The sequence below is a fragment of the Streptomyces sp. NRRL F-5122 genome, from assembly GCF_001507435.1.
Classification (GTDB): domain Bacteria; phylum Actinomycetota; class Actinomycetes; order Streptomycetales; family Streptomycetaceae; genus Streptomyces; species Streptomyces lannensis.
The window spans coordinates 186,088-207,023 of the sequence record NZ_LMWH01000254.1 but is presented as its reverse complement, the minus strand read 5'-3'; the positions used below and the strand labels follow the sequence as shown (position 1 = coordinate 207,023).

The following is a 20,936-nucleotide window of genomic DNA, read 5'->3' as shown; positions in this document are numbered from 1 at the left end:
GGGCCATGGCGCCCCGGTCGCCCACTCCGCCTCGCAGAAGGTCACCCCCCGGCATGAAGCTCATCACCGCCGTCGTCAAACCGTTCCGTCTCGACACGGTCAAGACGGCCCTGCAGGAACTGGGCGTGCAGGGGCTGACCGTGACCGAGGCGAGCGGCTACGGCCGCCAGGGCGGGCACACCGAGGTGTATCGCGGCGCGGAGTACCGGGTCGACCTCGTGCCCAAGGTCCGCATCGAGGTCGTGGTCGAGGACGGGGACGCCGACGCCGTCGTCGACGCGATCGTGAAGGCCGCCCGGACGGGGAAGATCGGGGACGGGAAGGTGTGGGCGGTGCCGGTGGACACGGTGGTGCGGGTCCGGACCGGTGAGCGGGGCCCGGACGCGCTCTGACCGCCGGACGACCCGTCACGGTCCCGAGGCCACCGGGGCGTACGGGAGACCGACGGGACGCGGCCCGTGGCTTGATGAGCCGTCACAAGGCCTCGCGGGCCGCACCGACGGGTGCGTCACGAGGCTTCGCGGGCCGCCGCGACGGGTGCGTTACGAGGCTTCGCGGGCCGCCGCGACGGGTGCGTTACGAGGAGAGGCCGACGCACGAGGGGCACCGGGCGGCGCCCCGGATCTCAGCCCGCCGTGACCGTGTGCCGCAGCACTCCGTCGGGCGACGCCACCAGCACCGGCGTCCGGGGCCCGCCGAGGTCGCGTACCGCCGCCCGGTCCTGCGCCGACGCGGACTCCGACATGGTCACGACCGCGGCGGCCTCCAGGGACTTCGCCCCCGACGCCACCGCCATGGCCACCGCCGTCTGCAGCGCACTCAGCTTCAGCGACTCCAGTTCGACGGTCCCGGCGGCATAGGTGCGCCCGGTCTCGTCCCGTACGGCGGCACCCTCGGGCACACCGTTGCGCGCCCGCACGGAACGGGCCAGGGTGACGATCTTGCGGTCCTCGGGGTCGAGCGCGGTGCTGTCGGTCATGCCCCGAGCATACGGAGCGGCCTCGCGGCCGCCGGGCGACGGGGTCGTCGCCCGGCGCCGGTCCTCGTCAGGGACGGTCGAGGCGGAGACGGTCGGCGCGCGGAAGTCCGGCGACGACGAGGTCGTACGAGTCCTCGACGAGTTCCCGGACCAGGCGGTCGGTAAGTCGGCCGTCCACGGTGACGGTGTTCCAGTGGCGTTTGTTCATGTGCCAGCCGGGCGCGATCAGGCCCTCGTGTTCGGTGCGCAGGCGCACCGCGTCCTCGGGATCGCACTTGAGGTTGACCTTCAGGGGCCGTCCGGCCAGGTTCGTCAGGGCGAAGAGCCTTCCCTGGACCTTGAAGACCGAGGTCTGCGGGTCGAAGGGGAAGTCCTCCACCGCGGCGTTGAACGACAGGCAGAACGCGCGCAGCTCCTGTGGGGTCATTCCGCCTTCGGCACCTCCCGCGGGGGCCCGGCCGGGCCCACCGGCTCCACCAGCACGGTCGCGATCCGGTTCCGGCGTCCGGCCGCGGCCTCGGCTGTCAGTCGCAGCTCGCGTCCGTCGGGCAGCTCCACGAGCGACGAGGCACCGGCGATGGGCACCCTGCCCAGTGCCTTCGCGAGCAGTCCGCCGACCGTCTCCACGTCCTCGTCGTCGTAGGCCTCGAGGCCGTACAGCTCGCCGAGGTCCCCGATGTCGAGGCGGGCGGTGACCCGGTAGCGGTCCTCGCCCAGGTCCTCGACGGGCGGCAGTTCGCGGTCGTACTCGTCGGTGATCTCGCCGACGATCTCCTCGAGGATGTCCTCGATGGTCACGATCCCGGCCGTGCCGCCGTACTCGTCGATGACCACGGCGACGTGGTTGCGGTCCTTCTGCATCTCGCGCAGCAGATCGCCGGCGTTCTTGGTGTCGGGTACGAACGTGGCGGGCCGCATGGCGGTGGACACCAGCTCGGACTCGGCGTCGCGGCTGATGTGCGTCTTGCGGGCCAGGTCCTTCAGATACACGATCCCGACGATGTCGTCCTCGCTCTCGCCGGTGACCGGGATGCGCGAGAAGCCGGACCTGAGGGCCAGGGTCAGCGCCTGGCGAATGGTCTTGTAGCGCTCGATGACCACCAGGTCCGTGCGCGGGACCATCACCTCCCGCACGAGGGTGTCGCCCAGCTCGAAGACGGAGTGCACCATACGGCGCTCCTCGGCCTCGATGAGGGACTCCTTCTCCGCGAGGTCGACCAGCGCGCGCAGTTCCGCCTCGGAGGCGAAGGGGCCGCGGCGGAAGCCCTTGCCGGGGGTGAGCGCATTGCCGATGAGGATCAGCAGGGAGGGGATCGGGCCCATGATCCGGGCCAGCGGCACAAGGACGTACGCCGCGACCGTCGCCGTGTTCAGCGGGTGCTGGCGGCCGATGGTGCGCGGGGAGACCCCGACGGCGACGTACGAGACGAGGACCATGACCGCGATCGCGATCAGAAGGGCCTCGGCGGTGTTGTCGAACTCCCTGAGGCAGGCGAAGACCACGAGCGCGGCGGCGGCCATCTCGCAGGTGACGCGGACCAGCAGCGCCACGTTCAGGTAGCGCGTCGGGTCCGCGGCGATCCGGGCGAGCTTGGCGCTGCCCCGCCGCCCGCTGCGTACCGCCTCCTCGGCGCGGAAGCTGGAGACCCGCGCCAGGCCCGCCTCCGCACAGGCGGCGAGCCAGGCGACGACGACCAGAGCGATCGCGCCGAGGACGATCTGAGGGCTCATGAGACGGTCGGGGCAGGGGACGGGCCGGTCAGGCCCTTCTCCGCGCGCCAGCCGTCCACGATGGCCGCCTGGAGACCGAACATCTCGGCCTTCTCGTCGGGCTCCTCGTGGTCGTAGCCGAGCAGATGCAGCACTCCATGGACCGTCAGGAGCTGGAGCTCCTCGTCCATGGAGTGCTGCGTCGGCGCCTCGGCGCCCTGCTTGGCGGCGACCTCGGGGCACAGCACGATGTCGCCGAGCAGCCCCTGAGGCGGCTCGTCGTCGTCCTTGGACGGCGGCCGCAGCTCGTCCATGGGGAAGGACATGACATCCGTCGGTCCGGGCAGCTCCATCCACTGCACGTGCAGCTGCTCCATGGCGTCGGCGTCCACGACGATCACCGAGAGCTCGGAGAGCGGGTGGATGCGCATCCGCGCGAGCGCGTAGCGGGCGATGTCGAGGATCGCCTGCTCGTCGACCTCGGTGCCGGACTCGTTGTTGACGTCGATCGACATGGTGCTGCTGGTCTACTTCCCCTTGTGGGCATGCCCGGCCTTGCGGCCGGGCTTCTGCGTGCCGTTCTCGGTGCCGTTCTGGCTGTCGTACTTCTCGTAGGCGTCGACGATACGGCCGACGAGCTTGTGCCGTACGACATCGTGGGACGACAGCCGGGAGAAGTGCACGTCCTCGACGCCTTCCAGGATCTCCTGGACCTGCCGCAGGCCGCTCTTGGTGCCGTTCGGCAGGTCGACCTGGGTCACGTCACCCGTGATCACGATCTTCGAGTCGAAGCCGAGGCGGGTGAGGAACATCTTCATCTGTTCGGGGCTCGTGTTCTGGGCCTCGTCGAGGATGATGAAGGCGTCGTTCAGAGTGCGGCCACGCATGTAGGCGAGCGGGGCGACCTCGATCGTCCCGGCGGCCATGAGCCGCGGGATGGAGTCGGGGTCGATCATGTCGTGCAGCGCGTCGTAGAGCGGGCGCAGATACGGGTCGATCTTCTCGTACAGCGTGCCGGGCAGGAAGCCGAGCCGCTCGCCCGCCTCGACCGCAGGCCGGGTCAGGATGATGCGGTTGACCTGCTTGGACTGCAAGGCCTGCACGGCCTTCGCCATGGCGAGATAGGTCTTGCCCGTACCCGCGGGACCGATGCCGAAGACGATCGTGTGCTTGTCGATCGCGTCGACGTACCGCTTCTGGTTGAGCGTCTTGGGGCGGATCGTGCGGCCGCGGGAGGACAGGATGTTCTGCGTCAGCACCTCGGCCGGGGTCTCCGGTCCGTCGCCCTCACCGTCGTCGCTCGCCCGGAGCATGGCGATCGAGCGTTCCACTGCGTCCTCCGTCATCGGCTGCCCGGTGCGGAGCACCAGCATCATCTCTGCGAACAGGCGCTGGATCAGGGCGACATCCGCCGAGTCGCCGACCGCGCTGATCTCATTGCCCCGGACATGGATGTCGACCCCCGGGAAGGCCGTCTCGATCACGCGCAGGAGGGAATCGCCTGAACCCAGCACCATCACCATGGGGTGCTTGGCGGGGACGGTGATCTGTGTTCTCGCCTGCCCCTGCGCAGGGGTACGAGCTGTGGGTGTCTGAGTCATGGGCCGGCCCGCGGGCCTGCGGTTCCTCCTCGTCACGGCCGCGTAGCTGAGGGCGGCCTCGCGATTCCAAGGGTACGACGCGGTACTGACAAGGCCGTAGGGCTTTTCGGGGCCGGAGTTTCCCGAGTGGGATCCGGCGGTGTGCCCCGCCGTGCCGCCCCGGTCCACCCGCCGCCCCCAGGGCGTGCGGCTGCCGCGGTGGCGGGGTGCCGCGACGTCAGTCCACGCCCCGGATCCGCCCCACGAGCAGCGCCCCGGCCAGCCCGACCACCGCCGCCACCAGGTAGAGCACCCGGTAGCCGCCCAGATACGTCACGATCGGCGCGGCCAGGGCCGGGGCTGCGACCTGGGGGAGGGCGTTGGCCACGTTGATCACCCCCAGGTCCTTCCCGCGGTCCAGGGCCTTCGGCAGGACATGGGTCATCAGCGCGAAGTCGACCGAGGTGAAGACCCCGAAGCCCACGCCCAGGACGGCCGCCGCGACGACGGTGCCGGGCCAGGTCTGCCAGCCGGACAGGGCCGCCGTGGCGAGCGCCATCAGCACCCCGGACCAGATCACGAACGGTTTGCGCCGGCCCACCCGGTCCGACCAGACGCCGCCGACGACGACCGTGGCGAGGAGGGTGATGCCGTTCACCGCGGTCAGGACGAGGACGCCCTGTTCGGGGTCGTGGTAGCCGATGCGGTCCCGCAGGTAGTACAGCAGATACAGCAGCACCAGCCCATTGCTGAGGTTGATCAGGAAGCGGGTCAGCCAGGCCCAGCCCAGATCGGGATGGCGGCGCGGACTCAGCCAGAACCCGGCCAGGAAACCCCGCCAGGACCAGGGCGGCCGGGCCGCCGCGGACAGCCGCATGTCCCGGTGGCGCAGGACATAGGGCAGCACGCCCACCACCGTGAACACCGCACATGCCGCGTAGCCCGCGCCGATGCCCCCGGCGACGGTCGCAAGGCCGGTGCCGCCGACGACGCCCAGGATCTGCGCCGCACCCAGCCAGCCGCCCACCGATCCCCGCTGGGAGGGCGGCACCCGGTCGGGGACCGCCGCCGTCACCGCCGCGAAAGCGGCGTTCAGCGTGAGCTGGACCAGGCACCAGCCGAGCGCCATGGTCCACACCCCGCCAGCCCAGCCCAGCAGCAGGAGCGACAGCGCCCCGCCTGACGTCCCGGCCACGATCCACGGTGTGCGGCGGCCCCGGCGGGAGACGGTGCGGTCGGACAGCGCACCGAAGAAGGGGTTCGCGACGAGCGACACCACCGCGCCCGCGCCCGTCACCCAGCCCAGCATCGTCTCCTTGGACATGCCGGCGTCCGGGGCGAAGTCCGTCGCCTGGGAGGCGAGCAGGATCTGCAGCGGGCCGTACCAGCCGACCCAGATCGCACCGTTGGCCAGTGCCAGGGCCGAGGTCCAGCCCCGGCCGACCCGCTCGACGGGCTCGGCGAGGGCGTCCAGGGGACGGTCGGCGGGCCGCTCGGCCGTCGTCATCTCTGCGCCCGCAGCAGATCGCGCAGCCACGCGTAGGACGCCTTCGGGGTCCGCTCCAGCGTCTCGAAGTCCGTGTGCACCAGCCCGAAGCGGCGCGCGTACCCCTCGGCCCACTCGAAGTTGTCCAGCAGTGACCACACGAAGTAGCCGCGTACGTCGACCCCCGCCTCGACGGCCCGGTGCAACGCCCGTATGTGGCCGTCCAGATAGGCGATGCGCTCCTGGTCGTCGACGCCCTCGTACGAGCAGCCGTTCTCGGTGATGAGGACGGGCGGGAGCCGGTCGCCGTAACGCTCGGCGAATCCGGTGAGCAGCTCGGTGAGCGCCTCCGGGACCACCGGCCACCCGAAGTCCGTGACCGGGCGGTCCTCGATCTCCCGGACCGTGAAGGGGAGTTCGGCGGGGAGCGAGAGACCGCCGAACTCGATCTCCGCGCCCTGCGGTGCGCCCACCCTCGTCGGCGCGTAGTAGTTGATCCCGTACCAGTCGATCGGTTCCGCGATCACCTTGAGATCTGCCTCGACGTCGCCCGGCATCAGCTCGCCGATGCCCTCGGGGTAACGGCCGATCAGAAGGGGGTCCGAGAACAGGCGGTTGAGCAGGAGGTCGTAGAACTCCGCGGCCTGCCTGTCCTCCGGCTTCTCGGACGCCGCCCAGGTCGGGCCGTGCGAGTTGGCGATCCCGATGTCGCCCGTCCCGGCCGCGCGCAGTGCCCGTACGGCAAGACCGTGGGCGAGCAACTGGTGGTGGGCCACCGGCAGCGCGTCGAACATCAGCCGCCTGCCGGGGGCGTGGACCCCGAGCGCATGGCCCAGCAAGGTGTGCTCGGCGGGCTCGTTGAGCGTGATCCACTTGGCGACGCGGTCGCCCAGGCGCTCGGCGACGACCGAGACGTGGTCGGCGAAGCGGGACGCCGTGTCCCGCTCCAGCCAGTCCAGGGCCACCGGAAGGTCCCAGTGGAACAGGGTCACCACCGGCCGTACGCCCGCCGCGCACAGGGCGTCGACCAGGCCGTCGTAGAAGTCGAGGCCGCCGGGGGAGTCCACCCTCGGCCAGGAGACCGAGAAGCGGTAGGCGTCCACACCGAGGCCGGCCAGCAGCGCCACGTCCTCGGGATAGCGGTGGTAGGAGTCGCAGGCCACCGCGGCCGTCGAGCCGTCCTTCACGCGTCCCGGCTCGGCGGTGAACACGTCCCACACGGAGGGCTCGCGCGCGTCCGCCGCCCCCTCGATCTGGTGCGCCGAGGTCGACACACCCCACAGAAAACCGGCCGGGAACTGAGGCATCGGGTTCGTCACCATGCGCCGGATCATCCTTACCGTCGGTAACGGAAGTCAACGGCCAGGAACGAACCGAAAGCCCGAACCTCGAGGGCGGCCGGGGCCCTGCCCGGCGCCGGGCAGGGTCAGGCGCCTTCCTTCAGCACCCGTGACACCAGTGCCCGCTGCTCCTCGGTCAGCCGGGGGTCCGCGCAGTACACGGTCCGGCCGTCCACGGTGATCTCGTAACTGAAGCCGTCCGGCACCACGGCGGGTGGCGCGCCCCGGCCGGCGGCGACCGCCCGCTCGGCCAGGGAGTGCCACTCCTCGGCATCGGACCGTCCCGAGGTCTCCACCTCGGCCCGGCGCTCGATGCCTGCGAACCCGCCCGTGCGCCTCACCCGAATACGCATGGCACCTGTCTAGTACGACAACGGGCGTGCGGGCTACGAGGCGGGCACCCCGACCTGTTCCCAGGCCTTGAGGACGGCCTCCTGCTCCTCGCCGTCCTCGGTGTAGCGGGTCCTCGCCGCCGCCGCCGTCAGCCTGGCGAAGTCCGCGAAGGTCGCCTCCGCCTCGAGACCGCCGCCGGTCAGCACGTCGTACCAGATCTGCCCGGCCCGTTCCCAGGCGTTGCCGCCGAGGGCGGTGGCCACCAGGTAGAAGGCCCGGTTGGGGATGCCGGAGTTGATGTGCACCCCGCCGTTGTCGCGGCCGGTGTTCACATAACCGTCCATCGTCGACGGCTGGGGGTCCTTGCCGAGGACGTCGTCGTCGTACGCGGTGCCCGGTTCCTTCATCGAGCGCAGCGCCTTGCCGGTGACGCGCGGCGCGAGCAGCCCCGTGCCGATCAGCCAGTCGGCGTCGGCGGCGGTCTGGCCGAGCGTGTACTGCTTGATCAGCGAGCCGAACACGTCCGAGAGCGACTCGTTGAGCGCGCCCGACTGCCCGAAGTAGGCCAGGTTCGCCGTGTACTGGGTGACTCCGTGGGTGAGTTCGTGGCCGATCACGTCGACCGGGATGGTGAAGTCGAGGAAGATCTCGCCGTCCCCGTCGCCGAACACCATCTGCTCGCCGTTCCAGAAGGCGTTGTCGTAGTCCTGGCCGAAGTGCACCGTCGCGTCGAGCGGCAGCCCCTTGCCGTCGATGGAGTCCCGGCCGTACGCCGTCCGGTACAGCTCGAAGGTGGCGCCGAGCCCCGCGTAGGCACGGTTGACCGAGGCGTCCTGGCCGGGCTCGTCGCCCTCGCCGCGGACCTTCCTGCCGGGCAGGCTCTCCTGGTGGCCGGCGTCGTAGACCGTTCGGTACGGCTTGCCCGCGGTGTGCTCGGGCGGCGCGGTCGCGGGGGCGCCGATGACGGTGGTCAGCCGGCGCCGGGTGCGCTCCAGGGCGTCGCGCTCGAGTGTGCGGCGCGCGGGAGCGGCGAGTCCGGAGTCCTCGTGCTGTGCGAGCCGGTCGAGGACGTGGGGCGGCACGATCGTGCAGAAGACGGGCTGGAAGCCCCCGTTGGTGGTCATGACCGGAACCATTGCACTGTGTAACGAGATTGTCACTACCTGCAACCGTGATTGGTGAACTGCCGCCTCGAAGGGCCGCGTGTCGCCGGGTGCGGTGCTATGGGCTTCCATGTGAAGGGGGGCGGTGTGATGTGGTGCACTTTATATCCGAATTGTCCTGGCGGTCCCGCATACTGATACAAGCCTTCGCAGCCGGCGTGGCTCGGCTAGCATGCGGAGCATCATGCGTTTCGGGCTGCTCCTCCTTAGCTGCCGCGGCGAGGGCCTGTAGTCGAGGCCGACTCCCTCCCCGCGGAGTTTGGCGTTGCGCCGTCGGCCGTCCTTCCGGACCCCATGAGGAGCCCACGCACCATGGCCAACCGCCAGCAGCCCACTTCCATGCCGATCCACAAGTACCGTCCGTACGACCAGGTCGACATCCCCGACCGTACGTGGCCCGCCCAGCGGATCACCCAGGCTCCGCGCTGGCTCTCCACCGACCTGCGCGACGGCAACCAGGCCCTGATCGACCCGATGTCGCCGGCGCGCAAGCGTGCGATGTTCGACCTGCTGGTGAAGATGGGCTACAAGGAGATCGAGGTCGGTTTCCCGGCCTCCGGGCAGACCGACTTCGACTTCGTGCGCTCGATCGTCGAGGAAGAGGGCGCGATCCCGGACGATGTGACGATCTCCGTACTGACCCAGGCCCGCGAGGACCTGATCGAGCGGACCGTCGAGTCGCTGAAGGGCGCGAAGCGCGCGAACGTCCACCTCTACAACGCCACGGCCCCGGTCTTCCGCCGGGTCGTCTTCCGCGGCTCCCGGGACGACATCAGGCAGATCGCGGTGGACGGCACCCGGCTGGTGATGGAGTACGCCGAGAAGCTGCTGGGTCCCGAGACCGAGTTCGGCTACCAGTACAGCCCCGAGATCTTCACCGACACCGAGCTGGACTTCGCCCTGGAGGTCTGCGAAGGGGTCATGGACGTCTGGCAGCCCGAGCCGGGCCGCGAGATCATCCTGAACCTGCCCGCCACCGTGGAGCGCTCGACCCCGTCCACGCACGCGGACCGTTTCGAGTGGATGCACCGCAACCTCTCCCGCCGCGAGTTCGTCTGCCTGTCCGTCCACCCCCACAACGACCGCGGCACGGCGGTCGCGGCGGCCGAACTGGCCCTGATGGCCGGCGCCGACCGCGTCGAGGGCTGTCTGTTCGGCCAGGGCGAGCGCACCGGCAACGTAGACCTGGTCACCCTGGGCATGAACCTCTTCTCCCAGGGTGTCGACCCGCAGATCGACTTCTCCCACATCGACGAGATCCGCCGCACGTGGGAGTACTGCAACCAGATGGAGGTCCACCCGCGCCACCCGTACATCGGGGACCTCGTCTACACCTCCTTCTCCGGCTCCCACCAGGACGCCATCAAGAAGGGCTTCGACGCCATGGAGGCCGACGCGGCCGCCCAGGGCAAGACGGTCGACGACATCGAGTGGGCGGTGCCGTACCTGCCCATCGACCCCAAGGACGTGGGCCGCTCCTACGAGGCCGTCATCCGCGTCAACTCCCAGTCCGGCAAGGGCGGCGTCGCCTACGTCCTGAAGAACGACCACAAGCTGGACCTGCCGCGCCGGATGCAGATCGAGTTCTCCAGGATCATCCAGGCGAAGACGGACGCCGAGGGCGGCGAGGTCACGCCGAAGGAGATCTGGTCGGTCTTCCGGGACGAGTACCTGCCGAACCCGGACAACCCCTGGGGCCGTATCCAGGTCAGGACCGGTCAGTCGACGACGGACACGGACGGCGTGGACGCCCTCACGGTCGAGGCCACCGTGGACGGCGAGGACACCGTGCTGACCGGGTCCGGCAACGGCCCGATCTCGGCCTTCTTCGACGCCCTGCAGTCCATCGGGATCGACGTACGCCTGCTGGACTACCAGGAGCACACGATGAGCGAGGGTGCCTCCGCGCAGGCCGCCTCCTACATCGAATGCGCGATCGACGGAAAAGTACTGTGGGGTATCGGTATCGACGCGAACACGACACGTGCATCGCTGAAGGCGGTCGTCTCGGCCGTCAACCGCGCCGCGCGCTGACCCTCTGACCGGCACGTTCGTGGCCCCGTGCGCCCCGCAGGGCGGGCGGGGCCACATCATGGACCAGCCATTTCTGCCCAAGATCACGGAGAGGTCTCGTCCGGGGTACTGACTTCGCATCACCAATGTGGCTAACATCACGCCAGCGCGGCGATGTTGCCGCGGCGGCACCGCCCACGCCCTCGAGGCAGTGGGGGAGTTACGGAGGTGCGACGTGCTGCCAGGACGGGGACGCAACGGCCGAGGAGCCCGCAGAAGTCGCGTCGCGCCCGTCCTCGGTATTCGCACCGTGTGGACCGCCGCAGGTGACGGCGAGTTCTTCTGCCCCGGCTGCGGGGGCGATCGCAACTACCAACGGCTCACCGGCCGCCGCCGCTTCGCCCTGGTCGGAGTTCCGGTCCTGCCCCGTGGCGAGACGGGCCCGGTCGTGGAGTGCGCGGCCTGCGGCCGGCACTACGGCACGGACGTCCTCGACCACCCCACCACGACCCGCTTCTCGGCGATGCTGCGCGACGCGGTGCACACCGTGGCCCTCGCGCTCCTCGCGGCGGGAGGTGCCTGCTCGCGCACGTCCCTCGAGACGGCCGCGGCCGCCGTTCGTTCGGCCGGCTTCGACGACTGCACCGGGGACGGGCTCAGCGCACTGGTCGACGCCCTGGCCGCCGACACCGGCCGGGTCAGCGGAGAACCGGGCGGTGCGAGCCTCGCCATAGAGCTGCACGAGGCCCTGGACCCCCTCGCGCCCCATCTCGCGCCCGCGGGCCGCGAGTCGATTCTCCTCCAGGGTGCCCGGATCGCCCTGGCGGACGGGCCGTACACCCCCGCCGAACGCGACGTACTGGCCACGGTGGGCGCGGCCCTGACGATCTGTTCGGACGATGTGACCCGTCTGCTGGCGGCGGCGCGCACGCCCTCCTAGTCACTCACATCGGTGACATGATCGCGGCGTAGGGATCACGGACGGTGACGGCGGGGAGCATGTGACCGACAACGGTCACCGTCCCGCGAGGGACGCACTCCCTGGGGGATAGACATGACCCTTCCGTTCCGCGCCCTCGTCGCCGCGGCCGTACTGCTCACCCCGCTCACCGTGACCGCACCCGGCTCCGCGAGCACCGGCTGTGTCTCCTCCGTGCCCTACACCGCAGGGAAGGGCGGCTACGACACCTACCGGATCCCCGCGGTCGTGACCACGCGGAAGGGGACCGTGCTCGCCTTCGCCGAGGGCCGGCGCAACGGCGTCGCGGACAGCGGCGCCATCGACGTCGTGCTCAGACGCTCCTTTGACGGCGGCTGCACCTGGGGGCCGCTCGGCGTCGTCGCGTCCGGCAGGGGAGACACCCGCGGTAATCCGGCGCCGGTGGTGGCTCCGGGTACCGGCCGGGTCGTCCTGGTCACCTCCTACAACGGCGGCGCGGCGACGGAGTCGCAGATCATGCGCGGTGAGGTGGCACGCGCGCAGAGCCGCCGGGTCTTCGTGCAGACGAGCAGTGACGACGGGCGGCACTTCACGGCCCCACGGGAGATCACCGCGCAGGTGAAGCGGCCCGGATGGCGGTGGTACGCGACAGGCCCGGGTCACGCGATCGCCCTCACCCGTGGACCGTATGCGGGCCGTCTCGTCGTCCCCGCCAACCACTCCACGGCCCCGCCCGAGGGCTCCTCCGACACCGGGCGCGAGGCGCGGTACTACGCGGCGCACGCGCTCTACAGCGACGACGGTGGGCGCAGCTGGCACATCGGCTTCACCGACGGCTCCCACGACGGCGGCGACAACTCGAACGAGAGCAGCGCGGCACAACTTGCTGACGGCAGGCTCTACTTCAGTTCACGCGACCAGGGCGGCACACGCCGGGGCAACCGCCTCGACAGCTACTCGAGCGACGGCGGCGAGACCCTCGACCGCCCGTACACGATGCAGCACAGCCTGGACGACGTCCCGGCGGTACAGGCGAGCGTCCTTCAGCTCAGCGGCCGGTCGGCGCCGTTGCTCTTCTCCGGGCCCTCCGTCCCCACCGCGCGCCGGGCGATGGCGATCTGGCGCAGCACCGACGGCGGAGCGACCTTCACCAAGGCGCTGACGCTGTCCCGGAATCCCGCGGCCTACAGCGACCTCGTACAACTGCGCGGTGGCAAGGTCGGGATCCTCTACGAGACGGGTGCGACCGGCATGTACGACACGATCGCGTTCCGGCGGATCCCGGCCGCAGACCTGGACTGAGGGCTGCTACAGCAGGCCGGCTCCCGCCAGGAACTTCCCCACCTGCTCGGTCTCCGCCTCCGACAGCGGCACCTGCGGTTCGGCGGTCGCGGGACAGGCGATCACCCCCCGCAGGTGCAGGGCCGCCTTGAACGCACCGAGGCTGGACGAGCCGCCGCCCATCCGGGCCGGATCCCCGACGCGGACCATGCCGTACAGGCCGCACAGCCGTTCCTGCTCGGCACGCGCCGCGTCCCAGTCGCCCGCGCGGCACAGGCGGTACAGCCGGACATAGCCCTCGGGGTCCACATTGGCCAGCCCGGGCACCGCACCGTGCGCTCCGAGCGCCAGGGCCGAGTCCATCACCAGCTCCGAGCCGGTCAGTACGGCGAAGCCCCCGAGTCCTGGGCGGGTGCGGGCGCCCGACACGACCGTGCGGAAGCCGGCCAGGTCGCCGCTGGAGTCCTTCAGCCCGGCCAGGGTCCGGTCGGCGGCCAGTTCCAGGACCAGTTCGGGGCTCAGCCTGGAGTGGACGGCGACGGGGATGTCGTAGGCGATGACGGGTGCGGGGGAGCGGTCGGCGATCAGCCGGTAGTGGCGGGCGATCTCCGCGGGGTGGGTGCGGGCGTAGAAGGGCGCCGTCACGACCACGGCGTCCGCGCCCGCCTCCGTCACATCGGCCACATGGTCCAGCACGCGCGGCGTCGTCATGTCGATCGCCCCGGCCAGCACGGGGAGCCGGCCGGCCACATGGGACACCACCGTCTCCACCACGAGGCGGCGCTGACGGTCGGTCAGGTAAGCGGCCTCAGAGGACGTACCGAGCACGAACAGGGCGTCCACCCCGCCGTGCACAAGATGGTCCACGAGCCTCACGAGCGAAGGGACGTCCACCTCGCGTTCCGGTGTCAGGGGCGTGCAGACGGGCGGGACGACACCGGTCAGCGGTGCGGGGAAGGACATCAATGCTCCCGAGCGGGTTTCTGGTCCGGCAGTAGCTCGGCCGTGGCGGTGGCCGGGGAGGGCGCCGCCGCCTGGCGCACCAGATCGCGGGTCGGCACGCCCTCCTCCACAGGATGGTGGCAGCGGAAGCGGTGTCCGGCCGCCGACGCGCCCGAGAAGTCCGGCATCACGGTGGCGCACACGGAGTCCGCCCGCCAGCAGCGGGTGCGGAACGGGCAGCCGCTCGGCGGACGGGTCGCGGTGGGCACCGGGCCGGCCAGCGGGATCGCGTCGAGCGGATCGAGCAGACCGGGAGTGGCGGAGAAGAGGGCACGGGTGTACGGGTGCCGCGCGTGATCGGTGACCCGGGCGGCCGGGGCCTCCTCGACGATCCGGCCGAGGTACATCGTGACGACCCGGTCGCTCATCCGCCGGACCGTCTGGATGTCGTGCGAGACGAAGACGAGGGCCAGGCCCAGTCGTTCCTTGAGGTCGAGCAGCAGGTTCAGGATCTGCGCGCGGACCGAGACGTCCAGCGCGCTGGTCGGTTCGTCCGCGACCACCAGGTCCGGTTCCAGCGCGAGGGCGCGGGCGACGGCGACGCGCTGACGCTGGCCGCCGGAGAGCCGGCCGGGCAGACCGTCGGCGAGGGCGCGGGGAAGCCCCACGAGGGACATCAACTCCCTTACCCGCTCCTCGCGCTGGGCCCGGGTGCCACGGCCGTGCACGTCCAGCGGGTCCCGCAGGATCCTGCGCACGGTCAGCCGCCGGTTCAGGGCCGTCGACGGGTCCTGGAAGACCATGCCGGTGCCGGCGCCGACGACGGACCGGCGTTCGGCGGGCGGCATCGACCACAGATCGCGGCCGCGGAAGAGGACCGCGCCCGACGTCGGCCGCTCCACCCCCACCAGCACCTTCGCCAGTGTCGACTTGCCGCAGCCGGACTCGCCGACCACCCCGACCGTCTCACCGGGTGCCACGCAGAGGTCGGCGCCGGTCAGCGCGTACACCTTGTCCCGGGTGAACAGACCGCCGCTGCGGGCCTTGTGGACGACATGGGCGCCGGACAGCTCCACGACGGGGTTCATGAGACGGCCTCGCTCTCCGTGCTCACCAGGTCGACCGCCGGATGGTGGCAGGCCGCCCTGTGCGTCACCGGTCCGTGCAGATCCGGTGCCGTCGCGCGGCACACCTCGCCGGCCAGCGGGCAGCGGTCGGCGAAGCGGCAGCCCGCGGGGAAGTCCGCTGGCGCGGGGACGACCCCCTTGATCTGCGTCATTCGCTCGGCGGACGACTCCAGCGACAGCACGCTGCCGAGCAGCCCGCGGGTGTAGTGGTGGGCGGGCGCCTCCACCAGGTCCGCGGTGACCCCGCTCTCCACGATCTGCCCGCCGTACATCACCACCACCCGGTCCGTGACGTCCGCAACCAGCGCCAGGTCGTGCGAGACGAGGATCAGCGCGAAGCCGAGCTCCTCCCGCAGTCCGAGCAGCAGCTCCATGATCTGCGCCTGCACCGTCACGTCCAGGGCGGTCGTCGGCTCGTCGGCGACGATCAGCTTGGGTTCGCGGGAGAGCGCCATGGCGATCAGCACACGCTGGCGCTGGCCGCCGGAGAGCTCGTGCGGGTAACTGCGCAGGGTCCGCTCGGGATCGAGGCCGACCAGAGCGAGCAGCTGCGCGGGACTGCGGCGGCCGCCCCGCCGCAGGACCTGTTTCAGCTGCGCCCGGATCGTCATCGCCGGATTCAGCGAGGACAGGGCGTCCTGGTAGATCATGGCCATCTCGTGGCCCAGCAGCCGGCGCCGCACGCGCATCGGTTCGCCCACGAGCTGCCGCTCGCCGAACCGCACCCCGCCGCGCACCCGGGCCCCCTTCGGTTCCAGGCCCATCACCGCGAGCGCCGTCAGCGACTTGCCGCAGCCCGACTCGCCGACCAGGCCCAGGACTTCGCCGCGGTGCACCTCGAAGCTGATCCCGTCCACGATGTCCACGCCGTGGTGACGGCCGGGGAAGCCGATGGCGAGGTTCTCCACCGCGAGCACCGGCTCCCCGCCGGGCAGCGGGCGGGCCCGGGAACGGAGCCGCAGCGCCGCCTCGGCCAGGCCGGGCAGGGGGACCACCTCGCCGCTGCCCGGTTCCGGCGCCTCCAGGCGGTCCTGGCGTACGTCCACGTCCGGGCCGGACGGTGCCGCCCAGGCGTCCGAGACGCCCTCCGACAGGATGTTCAGGGAGAGGACCGTGATCAGCATCAGCAGGCCCGGGAAGGCCGTCGCCCACCAGCCGCCGGTCAGCACCATGTTCTTGCCGTCGGCGATGACGCTGCCCCACGAGGGTTCCGGGGGCCGTACGCCCGCCCCGATGAAGGACAGCGACGCCTCGAACACGATGGCCTCGGCGACCTGGACCGTGCAGAACACGAGGACGGGAGCGGCGCAGTTGACGGCCACGTGCCGGACCACGATATGGGGCGTGCGGGCCCCGATGACCCGTTCCGCCGTCACATAGTCCTCGCCGTACTGGTCGAGGACGTTCGCCCGGACGACCCTGGCGACCGGCGGGGTGAACAGGAAGGCGATCGCGCAGATCAGGACCGTGATGCCGCCGCCGAAGACGGAGACGAGGACGGCAGCGAGCGCGATGCCGGGGAACGCCATCACGACGTCCAGGCACCGCATCAGCGTCTCGTCGACGGCCTTGCGTGAGGTCGCCGCGACCGCGCCCAGGAGGGCTCCGACGACCAGGGCGAGGGCCGTCGCACCGAGCCCGATGGCGAGTGACCAGCGGGCGCCGTACATCAGCCGGCTGAGGATGTCGCGGCCGAGGCTGTCCTGGCCCATCCAGTGCCCGGCCGACGGATGCCCGCTGCCGTCCACGGGATCCTGCTGGTCGAGCGGGTCGTGCGGGGCGATGAGGGGTGCCAGCAGCGCGACCAGCACGACCAGGGCCAGGAAGCAGACCGCCACCCGCGACGGCAGCGGTATCCGGCGCGGTCCGCGCAGCCGGATACCCGGACGGGACAGGGTGTCGGCGAGTGCCTTGCGCGTGATCATCGGGCCGCGTCCCTCAGCCGGGGATTGACCAGCAGATACAGGATGTCGATGGCGAGGTTGACGACCACGAAACCGGTCGCCGTGGTCAGTACGACGCCCTGGACGACGGCCGGGTCGCCGTTCTTGACGGCGTCGATCATCAGCTTGCCCATCCCCGGCAGGGAGAAGATGGTCTCGATCACGACCGCGCCCCCGAGCAGATACCCCACCCGCAGACCCAGCACGGTCAGCGGGTTGACGAGCGCGTTGCGCAGTACGTTCCGGCCGACGACCACCCAGGGGGGAAGCCCGCTGCCGATCGCGGTGCGCACATAGTCCTTGTCCAGTTCCTCCACCACGGCCGTCCGCACGATCCGGGTGAGCTGCGCCGCCACCGGCAGCGAGAGCGCCAGGGCCGGCAGGGCCATGGTCCGCAGCCAGCCGGTGAGGGAGTCCGCCGGGTTGACGTAGCCGCCGGTCGGGAACCAGCCCCGGTCCACGGCCAGGTACTGGATCATCAGCAGAGCCAGCCAGAAGCCGGGAGCGGCCACACCGGTCAGGGACACCACCCGGATGACCTGGTCGGGCAGCCGGTCGCGGTGGATCGCGGCGGTCACCCCGCCGAGCAGCGCCAGCATCACCGCGATGCCGAGGCCGAGAAGGGTGAGCTGGAGCGTGAGGGGAAGCGCGGTGGTGACCTGTTCGACCACCGGCGCCCGGGTCAGCGCGCTGGTGCCCATGTCGCCGCGGAGAAGATCGCCCACGAAGTGCACGTAGCGCACGGGCAGCGGGTCGAGCAGGCCGTTCTGCTCCCGGAAGTCGTGCAGTTGCTGCGGGCTCGGGTTGGCGCCCTGGAAGAACGCGGACGCCGGGTCGACGTCCGAGAACCGCATCACCAGGAACACGAACAGCACGATGCCGAGCATCAGCGGCCCGAGCAGGAGGACGCGGCGCGTCAGGATCCTGGCGATGGCGACCACGGAATCGATTCCCCCGCCGCTAGGCCCACTTGGCCTGAAGGAGGTTGATGCCCGGGTAGGGCTGTGCCCTGATACCGGTGATCCTCTTCGGGTTCCAGGCCGTCATCAGCTCGTTGTGGACGACCGGGTAGAGCACGGCCTGCTCGGCGACGATGTCGATGTAGTCCTGGATCATCGTCTTCTTCCGGTCCGGGTCCGGCTCCCGCGTCGCCTGGTCCATGTCCTTGAAGAGCTTCTTCGCGACGGGGTCGTCGGCCCAGCGGGTGTACTGCATCCAGAGGTTCTGCGGACCGTAGTTGTAGTGCATGATCAGGTCGGCGTCGAGGCCGAACTGGTTGGGGTTGGAGGCGGCGGCGACGACCTGGTAGTCCTGCTTCTGGTCCATCTTCGTGAAGACGGCCGTCGTCTCCTGCGGCGACAGCGTCGTCTCCACACCGATCGCGTCCCAGGACGCCTTGATCGTCGGCAGGCAGTCGACGATCCAGCTCACGTTCACCGCGAGGATGTCGATCCTCAGCCCGCTGACCCCGGCTTCCTTCAGCAGCCGCTTCGCCTTGTCCGGGTCGTGGTCGTAGACGGTCCCCGCCCGCCGGTAGCCCGGGTTGGCCTCGTTGAGGAAGGACGACGAAGGCCTGCCGTGGCCCTTCAGGGCCACCTCGACCATCTTGCCGGTGTCGATGGCGTAGTGCAGTGCCTGCCGGACGCGGACGTCGTCGAAGGGCTTGTGCCGGGTGTTGAACATCAGGAACAGGTTGTTCATCCCGGCCCCGCCCTCGACCGTCAGCCCGCCGCTCCTCAGCCGCGCGATGTTGGCGTACGGGATGTTGTCCGCGATCTGCGCCCCCGCACCGGTACCGGAGATCTTGGCCACCCGTGGCGCGGCATCGACGATCGTCAGCCAGTTCATCCTCTTGAAGGCGGGCCTGCGGGGCCCGTTGTAGCCGGCGAAGGCCTCGAAGGTCGTGTTCGACTTCGGGTGGTGCGCCGTCTGTCGATACGGTCCCGAACCGACCGCCTTGCCCTTGATCGCGTCGTCCCAGGCGCCGGGCCGGGAGAAGATGTGCCGCGGCATGATCTTCGCCAGCGTCAGCCGTGAAAGCCCTTCCGGGAAGGGAAACTTCAGCACCAGCTCGACGTTTCGCTCGTCGACTTTGCGGACCTCCCGCAGCCAGCTCGCGAAGAAGCCCTTGGCGAGGGTCTGCGTGTCCGGGTCCAGGATCCGGTCGAAGACGAACACGACGTCGTCGGCCGTGACCGGGTGCCCGTCATGGAACGTCGCCCCTTCGCGCAGTGTGAACTTCCAGGACGTGCCCCGCAGGCCCTTCGGCACCTGCGTCGCGAGAGCCGCGTAGGGCTCACGCGAGATGGGGTCCGTATCGAGCAGCCCCTCGTAGATGTGGTGGTTGGCGGCCATGCAGAAGGCCGAGGCGGTCTGGGTCGGATCCCAACTGCCGTCGTTCCCGTAGCCGATGACCGCCGTCAGCGTCCGGTCCTGCCCGCTCCCGCCGCCGGTGTCGTTGGTGGACTCCGGGCCCGAGGAACAGGCGGCCAGTGACGAGGACAGCGCGGCGGCCGCGCCGAGCGCGCCGGAGTACTTCAGCACCGTCCGGCGGGCCGTCACCGGAACGTCGGGGGTCACGTCGCGCACGGTTCCTCCAGCAAAGATGGTCTGGGTGAGGACTTCCGAAGGGCTCGAGGATGGGGGGAGATACGACGTCCTACGTCACAGGCGGCAGCGTGACCATAGGAGTGGGCGTGGGGGCGGTCAAGGGAACGCACACGAACGGAGTAGTCGTCAAAGGTGCGACCAATGGCGCCGTGAACCGCAGGTGGTTGACGCCGTCGCCCCTCCGGGAGGGGGGACGACGGGCACGTGCAAGCGTACGATGCGACACATGTCTGAGGAGTCCGGAAACCGGCGCCGTGACGAACGGCGTGTCAGCAGCCGGATCCAGCGGGAGGTCATGCGGATCGTCCTCGATCGCAAACTCCGGCCCGGCGACCCGCTGCCCACCGAGTCGGAACTGATGGCCGATCTCGGCGTCGGCCGCCACTTCGTCCGCGAGGCGCTGCAGGCCCTCCAGGCGCTCGACATCGTGGAGATCAGACACGGTTACGGGACGTATGTCGGGCAGGCGTCGCTGACCCCGTTCGTGGACGGTCTCACCTTTCGCACGCTCGTCCGGCCGGACGACGAGATGGACGCGTTGAGTGAGATCCTCCAGGTCCGTGAGGTGCTGGAGGAAGGGCTGATCCGCCGGGTGGCCGTGACGCTCGCCGAGCCGGATCTGGACCGTCTGGAGGCGGTCGTGGACGGGATGGAGGCGGCGGCCCGGGAGGGCCGCGCCTTCCCCGAACTCGACCAGGAATTCCACGCGTTGCTCTACGGCAACCTGGGAAACGCGCTCGTGCCGCAACTGCTGGGCGCGTTCTGGACGGTGTTCCGGCGGGTCGCCCGCGCCCACGGCTGGTCGGACGCGGCCGCGCCCCGGTCGACGGCCCGACGCCACCGCGACATCGTCACGGCCCTGCGCGCGCGGGACGCCGAGGGCGCGGAGCGGGCGATGGCTGACCATTTCCGGGGCATCGAGGCGCGTGCGGCGCGGGAACGCGGCGGCCGGTTCGAGCGATGAGGGCGGGCTCGCCGTGAAACGGGTACCGCGCCGCGGGCGGTGGCCGACACTGAGGAGATGAGCGAGCACGGCCGAGGTCCGGAGACCGGCGCCGGGGGCTGGGACCCCGGGGCGCCCGGCGTACTGCGGCTGCAGTCCGGCCGCCTCGTGCGCGGCCGCGCCCTGCGCCGCCCGCTCCCGGACGGTCCGGAGCCCACCTTCGCCGTCCATCTGCTTGGCAGGCGGCCCCCGCAGGTGGCCTGGGAGGCGCAGTGGTTGCGCTGGCCGGACTTCGGGCTGCCCGTCAGCCGCGGTGAGGCGCTGCGGGTGTTGACGCAGGCGTGGACGCACGCTGCGGCCGGGCGGGTCGAGATCGCCTGCGGAGGCGGCCGCGGCCGCACCGGCACGGCGCTGGCGTGCCTCGCCGTGCTGGACGGCGTGCCGGCGCGGGAGGCCGTGGCGTTCGTGCGGGCCCACTACGACCGGCATGCGGTGGAGACCCCGTGGCAACGGCGGTACGTACGGCATTTCGCCGCCTGAACGGCG

The 20,936-nt window shown here is 70.8% G+C and carries 20 protein-coding genes; 6 read left to right on the top strand and 14 right to left on the bottom strand.

Annotated features, from left to right (window positions below; translation table 11 throughout):
• Window positions 1–53 precede the first annotated feature (53 nt).
• The gene (locus ADL25_RS32800; protein WP_059131520.1) at window positions 54–392 is read left to right on the top strand and encodes a P-II family nitrogen regulator; all 339 of its coding nucleotides are present in this window, start codon (window positions 54–56) and stop codon (window positions 390–392) included.
• A gap of 233 nt (window positions 393–625) precedes the next feature.
• Here ADL25_RS32800 and ADL25_RS32795 read toward each other — a convergent pair whose 3' ends face one another.
• The 9 genes from ADL25_RS32795 to ADL25_RS32755 all read right to left on the bottom strand — a co-directional run bounded on the left by ADL25_RS32795 (window position 626) and on the right by ADL25_RS32755 (window position 8,552).
• A complete protein-coding gene (locus ADL25_RS32795; protein WP_059131519.1) occupies window positions 626–979 on the bottom strand; it encodes a hypothetical protein in 354 nt (117 codons plus the stop codon).
• 67 nt (window positions 980–1,046) lie between these two features.
• Window positions 1,047–1,406: an MmcQ/YjbR family DNA-binding protein gene (locus ADL25_RS32790; protein WP_059131518.1), complete on the bottom strand. Its 360-nt coding sequence runs from the start codon at window positions 1,404–1,406 to the stop codon at window positions 1,047–1,049.
• Window positions 1,403–2,710: a hemolysin family protein gene (locus ADL25_RS32785; protein WP_059131517.1), complete on the bottom strand. Its 1,308-nt coding sequence runs from the start codon at window positions 2,708–2,710 to the stop codon at window positions 1,403–1,405. Before ADL25_RS32785 ends, ADL25_RS32790 begins: the two co-directional genes overlap by 4 nt.
• On the bottom strand, window positions 2,707–3,204 hold the full coding sequence (ybeY, locus tag ADL25_RS32780; RefSeq protein WP_059131516.1) for an rRNA maturation RNase YbeY: 498 nt from the start codon (window positions 3,202–3,204) through the stop codon (window positions 2,707–2,709). The genes ADL25_RS32785 and ybeY overlap by 4 nt, the downstream gene beginning before the upstream one ends.
• Window positions 3,205–3,216: 12 nt before the next feature.
• Window positions 3,217–4,290 (bottom strand): PhoH family protein, encoded by a 1,074-nt coding sequence (locus tag ADL25_RS32775; protein WP_059131515.1) that lies wholly within the window; start codon window positions 4,288–4,290, stop codon window positions 3,217–3,219.
• Window positions 4,291–4,507: 217 nt separating this feature from the next.
• Window positions 4,508–5,776: an MFS transporter gene (locus ADL25_RS32770; RefSeq protein WP_059131514.1), complete on the bottom strand. Its 1,269-nt coding sequence runs from the start codon at window positions 5,774–5,776 to the stop codon at window positions 4,508–4,510.
• Entirely contained in the window at window positions 5,773–7,089 is a 1,317-nt protein-coding gene (locus ADL25_RS32765; RefSeq protein ID WP_059131513.1) for a GH1 family beta-glucosidase, read from the bottom strand. The genes ADL25_RS32770 and ADL25_RS32765 overlap by 4 nt, the downstream gene beginning before the upstream one ends.
• 92 nt (window positions 7,090–7,181) lie before the next feature.
• The gene (locus tag ADL25_RS32760; protein ID WP_059131512.1) at window positions 7,182–7,448 is read right to left on the bottom strand and encodes a protealysin inhibitor emfourin; all 267 of its coding nucleotides are present in this window, start codon (window positions 7,446–7,448) and stop codon (window positions 7,182–7,184) included.
• 33 nt (window positions 7,449–7,481) lie between these two features.
• The gene (locus ADL25_RS32755; RefSeq protein ID WP_059131647.1) at window positions 7,482–8,552 is read right to left on the bottom strand and encodes a M4 family metallopeptidase; all 1,071 of its coding nucleotides are present in this window, start codon (window positions 8,550–8,552) and stop codon (window positions 7,482–7,484) included.
• Between the two features lie 351 nt (window positions 8,553–8,903).
• Between ADL25_RS32755 and leuA the strand changes: the two genes are divergently transcribed.
• From leuA to ADL25_RS32740, 3 genes are all read left to right on the top strand, one after another.
• On the top strand, window positions 8,904–10,625 hold the full coding sequence (leuA, locus tag ADL25_RS32750; protein WP_059131511.1) for a 2-isopropylmalate synthase: 1,722 nt from the start codon (window positions 8,904–8,906) through the stop codon (window positions 10,623–10,625).
• A gap of 214 nt (window positions 10,626–10,839) precedes the next feature.
• Window positions 10,840–11,544: a TerB family tellurite resistance protein gene (locus ADL25_RS32745; protein ID WP_059131510.1), complete on the top strand. Its 705-nt coding sequence runs from the start codon at window positions 10,840–10,842 to the stop codon at window positions 11,542–11,544.
• 114 nt (window positions 11,545–11,658) lie between these two features.
• Window positions 11,659–12,846 carry a sialidase family protein gene (locus tag ADL25_RS32740; protein ID WP_059131509.1) on the top strand — a complete coding sequence of 396 codons (1,188 nt, stop codon included), beginning with the start codon at window positions 11,659–11,661 and terminating at the stop codon, window positions 12,844–12,846.
• A 6-nt stretch (window positions 12,847–12,852) separates the two neighbouring features.
• On the opposite strand, the gene ADL25_RS32735 is transcribed toward ADL25_RS32740, so the two are convergent.
• From ADL25_RS32735 to ADL25_RS32715, 5 genes are read right to left on the bottom strand one after another with little or no spacing between them, the layout of a single operon-like run.
• Window positions 12,853–13,788, bottom strand: a complete 936-nt coding sequence (locus tag ADL25_RS32735; protein ID WP_059131508.1) for a dihydrodipicolinate synthase family protein — start codon at window positions 13,786–13,788, stop codon at window positions 12,853–12,855.
• A complete protein-coding gene (locus ADL25_RS32730) occupies window positions 13,788–14,855 on the bottom strand; it encodes an oligopeptide/dipeptide ABC transporter ATP-binding protein (RefSeq protein WP_059131507.1) in 1,068 nt (355 codons plus the stop codon). Before ADL25_RS32730 ends, ADL25_RS32735 begins: the two co-directional genes overlap by 1 nt.
• The gene (locus tag ADL25_RS32725) at window positions 14,852–16,819 is read right to left on the bottom strand and encodes a dipeptide/oligopeptide/nickel ABC transporter permease/ATP-binding protein (protein ID WP_059131506.1); all 1,968 of its coding nucleotides are present in this window, start codon (window positions 16,817–16,819) and stop codon (window positions 14,852–14,854) included. Before ADL25_RS32725 ends, ADL25_RS32730 begins: the two co-directional genes overlap by 4 nt.
• Window positions 16,816–17,778, bottom strand: coding sequence for an ABC transporter permease (locus ADL25_RS32720; protein ID WP_059131505.1), 963 nt, complete (start codon window positions 17,776–17,778; stop codon window positions 16,816–16,818). Before ADL25_RS32720 ends, ADL25_RS32725 begins: the two co-directional genes overlap by 4 nt.
• Window positions 17,779–17,797: 19 nt before the next feature.
• The gene (locus ADL25_RS32715) at window positions 17,798–19,426 is read right to left on the bottom strand and encodes an ABC transporter substrate-binding protein (RefSeq protein ID WP_059131504.1); all 1,629 of its coding nucleotides are present in this window, start codon (window positions 19,424–19,426) and stop codon (window positions 17,798–17,800) included.
• 238 nt (window positions 19,427–19,664) lie between these two features.
• On the opposite strand from ADL25_RS32715, the gene ADL25_RS32710 reads away from it, so the two are divergent.
• Complete coding sequence (locus ADL25_RS32710; protein ID WP_059131503.1) at window positions 19,665–20,411, top strand: FadR/GntR family transcriptional regulator; 747 nt, start codon at window positions 19,665–19,667, stop codon at window positions 20,409–20,411.
• Window positions 20,412–20,468: 57 nt separating this feature from the next.
• Entirely contained in the window at window positions 20,469–20,930 is a 462-nt protein-coding gene (locus ADL25_RS32705) for a protein-tyrosine phosphatase family protein (RefSeq protein ID WP_059131502.1), read from the top strand.
• The last annotated feature ends 6 nt before the right edge of the window (window positions 20,931–20,936 follow it).

Excerpts from the sequence above, each read along its gene's own strand:
- ADL25_RS32800 (WP_059131520.1), top strand. The coding sequence starts at position 54 with ATGAAGCTCATCACCGCCGTCGTCAAACCGTTCCGTCTCGACACGGTC.
- ADL25_RS32795 (WP_059131519.1), bottom strand. The coding sequence starts at position 979 with ATGACCGACAGCACCGCGCTCGACCCCGAGGACCGCAAGATCGTCACC.
- ADL25_RS32790 (WP_059131518.1), bottom strand. The coding sequence starts at position 1,406 with ATGACCCCACAGGAGCTGCGCGCGTTCTGCCTGTCGTTCAACGCCGCG.
- ADL25_RS32785 (WP_059131517.1), bottom strand. The coding sequence starts at position 2,710 with ATGAGCCCTCAGATCGTCCTCGGCGCGATCGCTCTGGTCGTCGTCGCC.
- ybeY (WP_059131516.1), bottom strand. The coding sequence starts at position 3,204 with ATGTCGATCGACGTCAACAACGAGTCCGGCACCGAGGTCGACGAGCAG.
- ADL25_RS32775 (WP_059131515.1), bottom strand. The coding sequence starts at position 4,290 with ATGACTCAGACACCCACAGCTCGTACCCCTGCGCAGGGGCAGGCGAGA.
- ADL25_RS32770 (WP_059131514.1), bottom strand. The coding sequence starts at position 5,776 with ATGACGACGGCCGAGCGGCCCGCCGACCGTCCCCTGGACGCCCTCGCC.
- ADL25_RS32765 (WP_059131513.1), bottom strand. The coding sequence starts at position 7,089 with ATGATCCGGCGCATGGTGACGAACCCGATGCCTCAGTTCCCGGCCGGT.
- ADL25_RS32760 (WP_059131512.1), bottom strand. The coding sequence starts at position 7,448 with ATGCGTATTCGGGTGAGGCGCACGGGCGGGTTCGCAGGCATCGAGCGC.
- ADL25_RS32755 (WP_059131647.1), bottom strand. The coding sequence starts at position 8,552 with ATGACCACCAACGGGGGCTTCCAGCCCGTCTTCTGCACGATCGTGCCG.
- leuA (WP_059131511.1), top strand. The coding sequence starts at position 8,904 with ATGGCCAACCGCCAGCAGCCCACTTCCATGCCGATCCACAAGTACCGT.
- ADL25_RS32740 (WP_059131509.1), top strand. The coding sequence starts at position 11,659 with ATGACCCTTCCGTTCCGCGCCCTCGTCGCCGCGGCCGTACTGCTCACC.
- ADL25_RS32735 (WP_059131508.1), bottom strand. The coding sequence starts at position 13,788 with ATGTCCTTCCCCGCACCGCTGACCGGTGTCGTCCCGCCCGTCTGCACG.
- ADL25_RS32730 (WP_059131507.1), bottom strand. The coding sequence starts at position 14,855 with ATGAACCCCGTCGTGGAGCTGTCCGGCGCCCATGTCGTCCACAAGGCC.
- ADL25_RS32725 (WP_059131506.1), bottom strand. The coding sequence starts at position 16,819 with ATGATCACGCGCAAGGCACTCGCCGACACCCTGTCCCGTCCGGGTATC.
- ADL25_RS32710 (WP_059131503.1), top strand. The coding sequence starts at position 19,665 with ATGCGACACATGTCTGAGGAGTCCGGAAACCGGCGCCGTGACGAACGG.
- ADL25_RS32705 (WP_059131502.1), top strand. The coding sequence starts at position 20,469 with ATGAGCGAGCACGGCCGAGGTCCGGAGACCGGCGCCGGGGGCTGGGAC.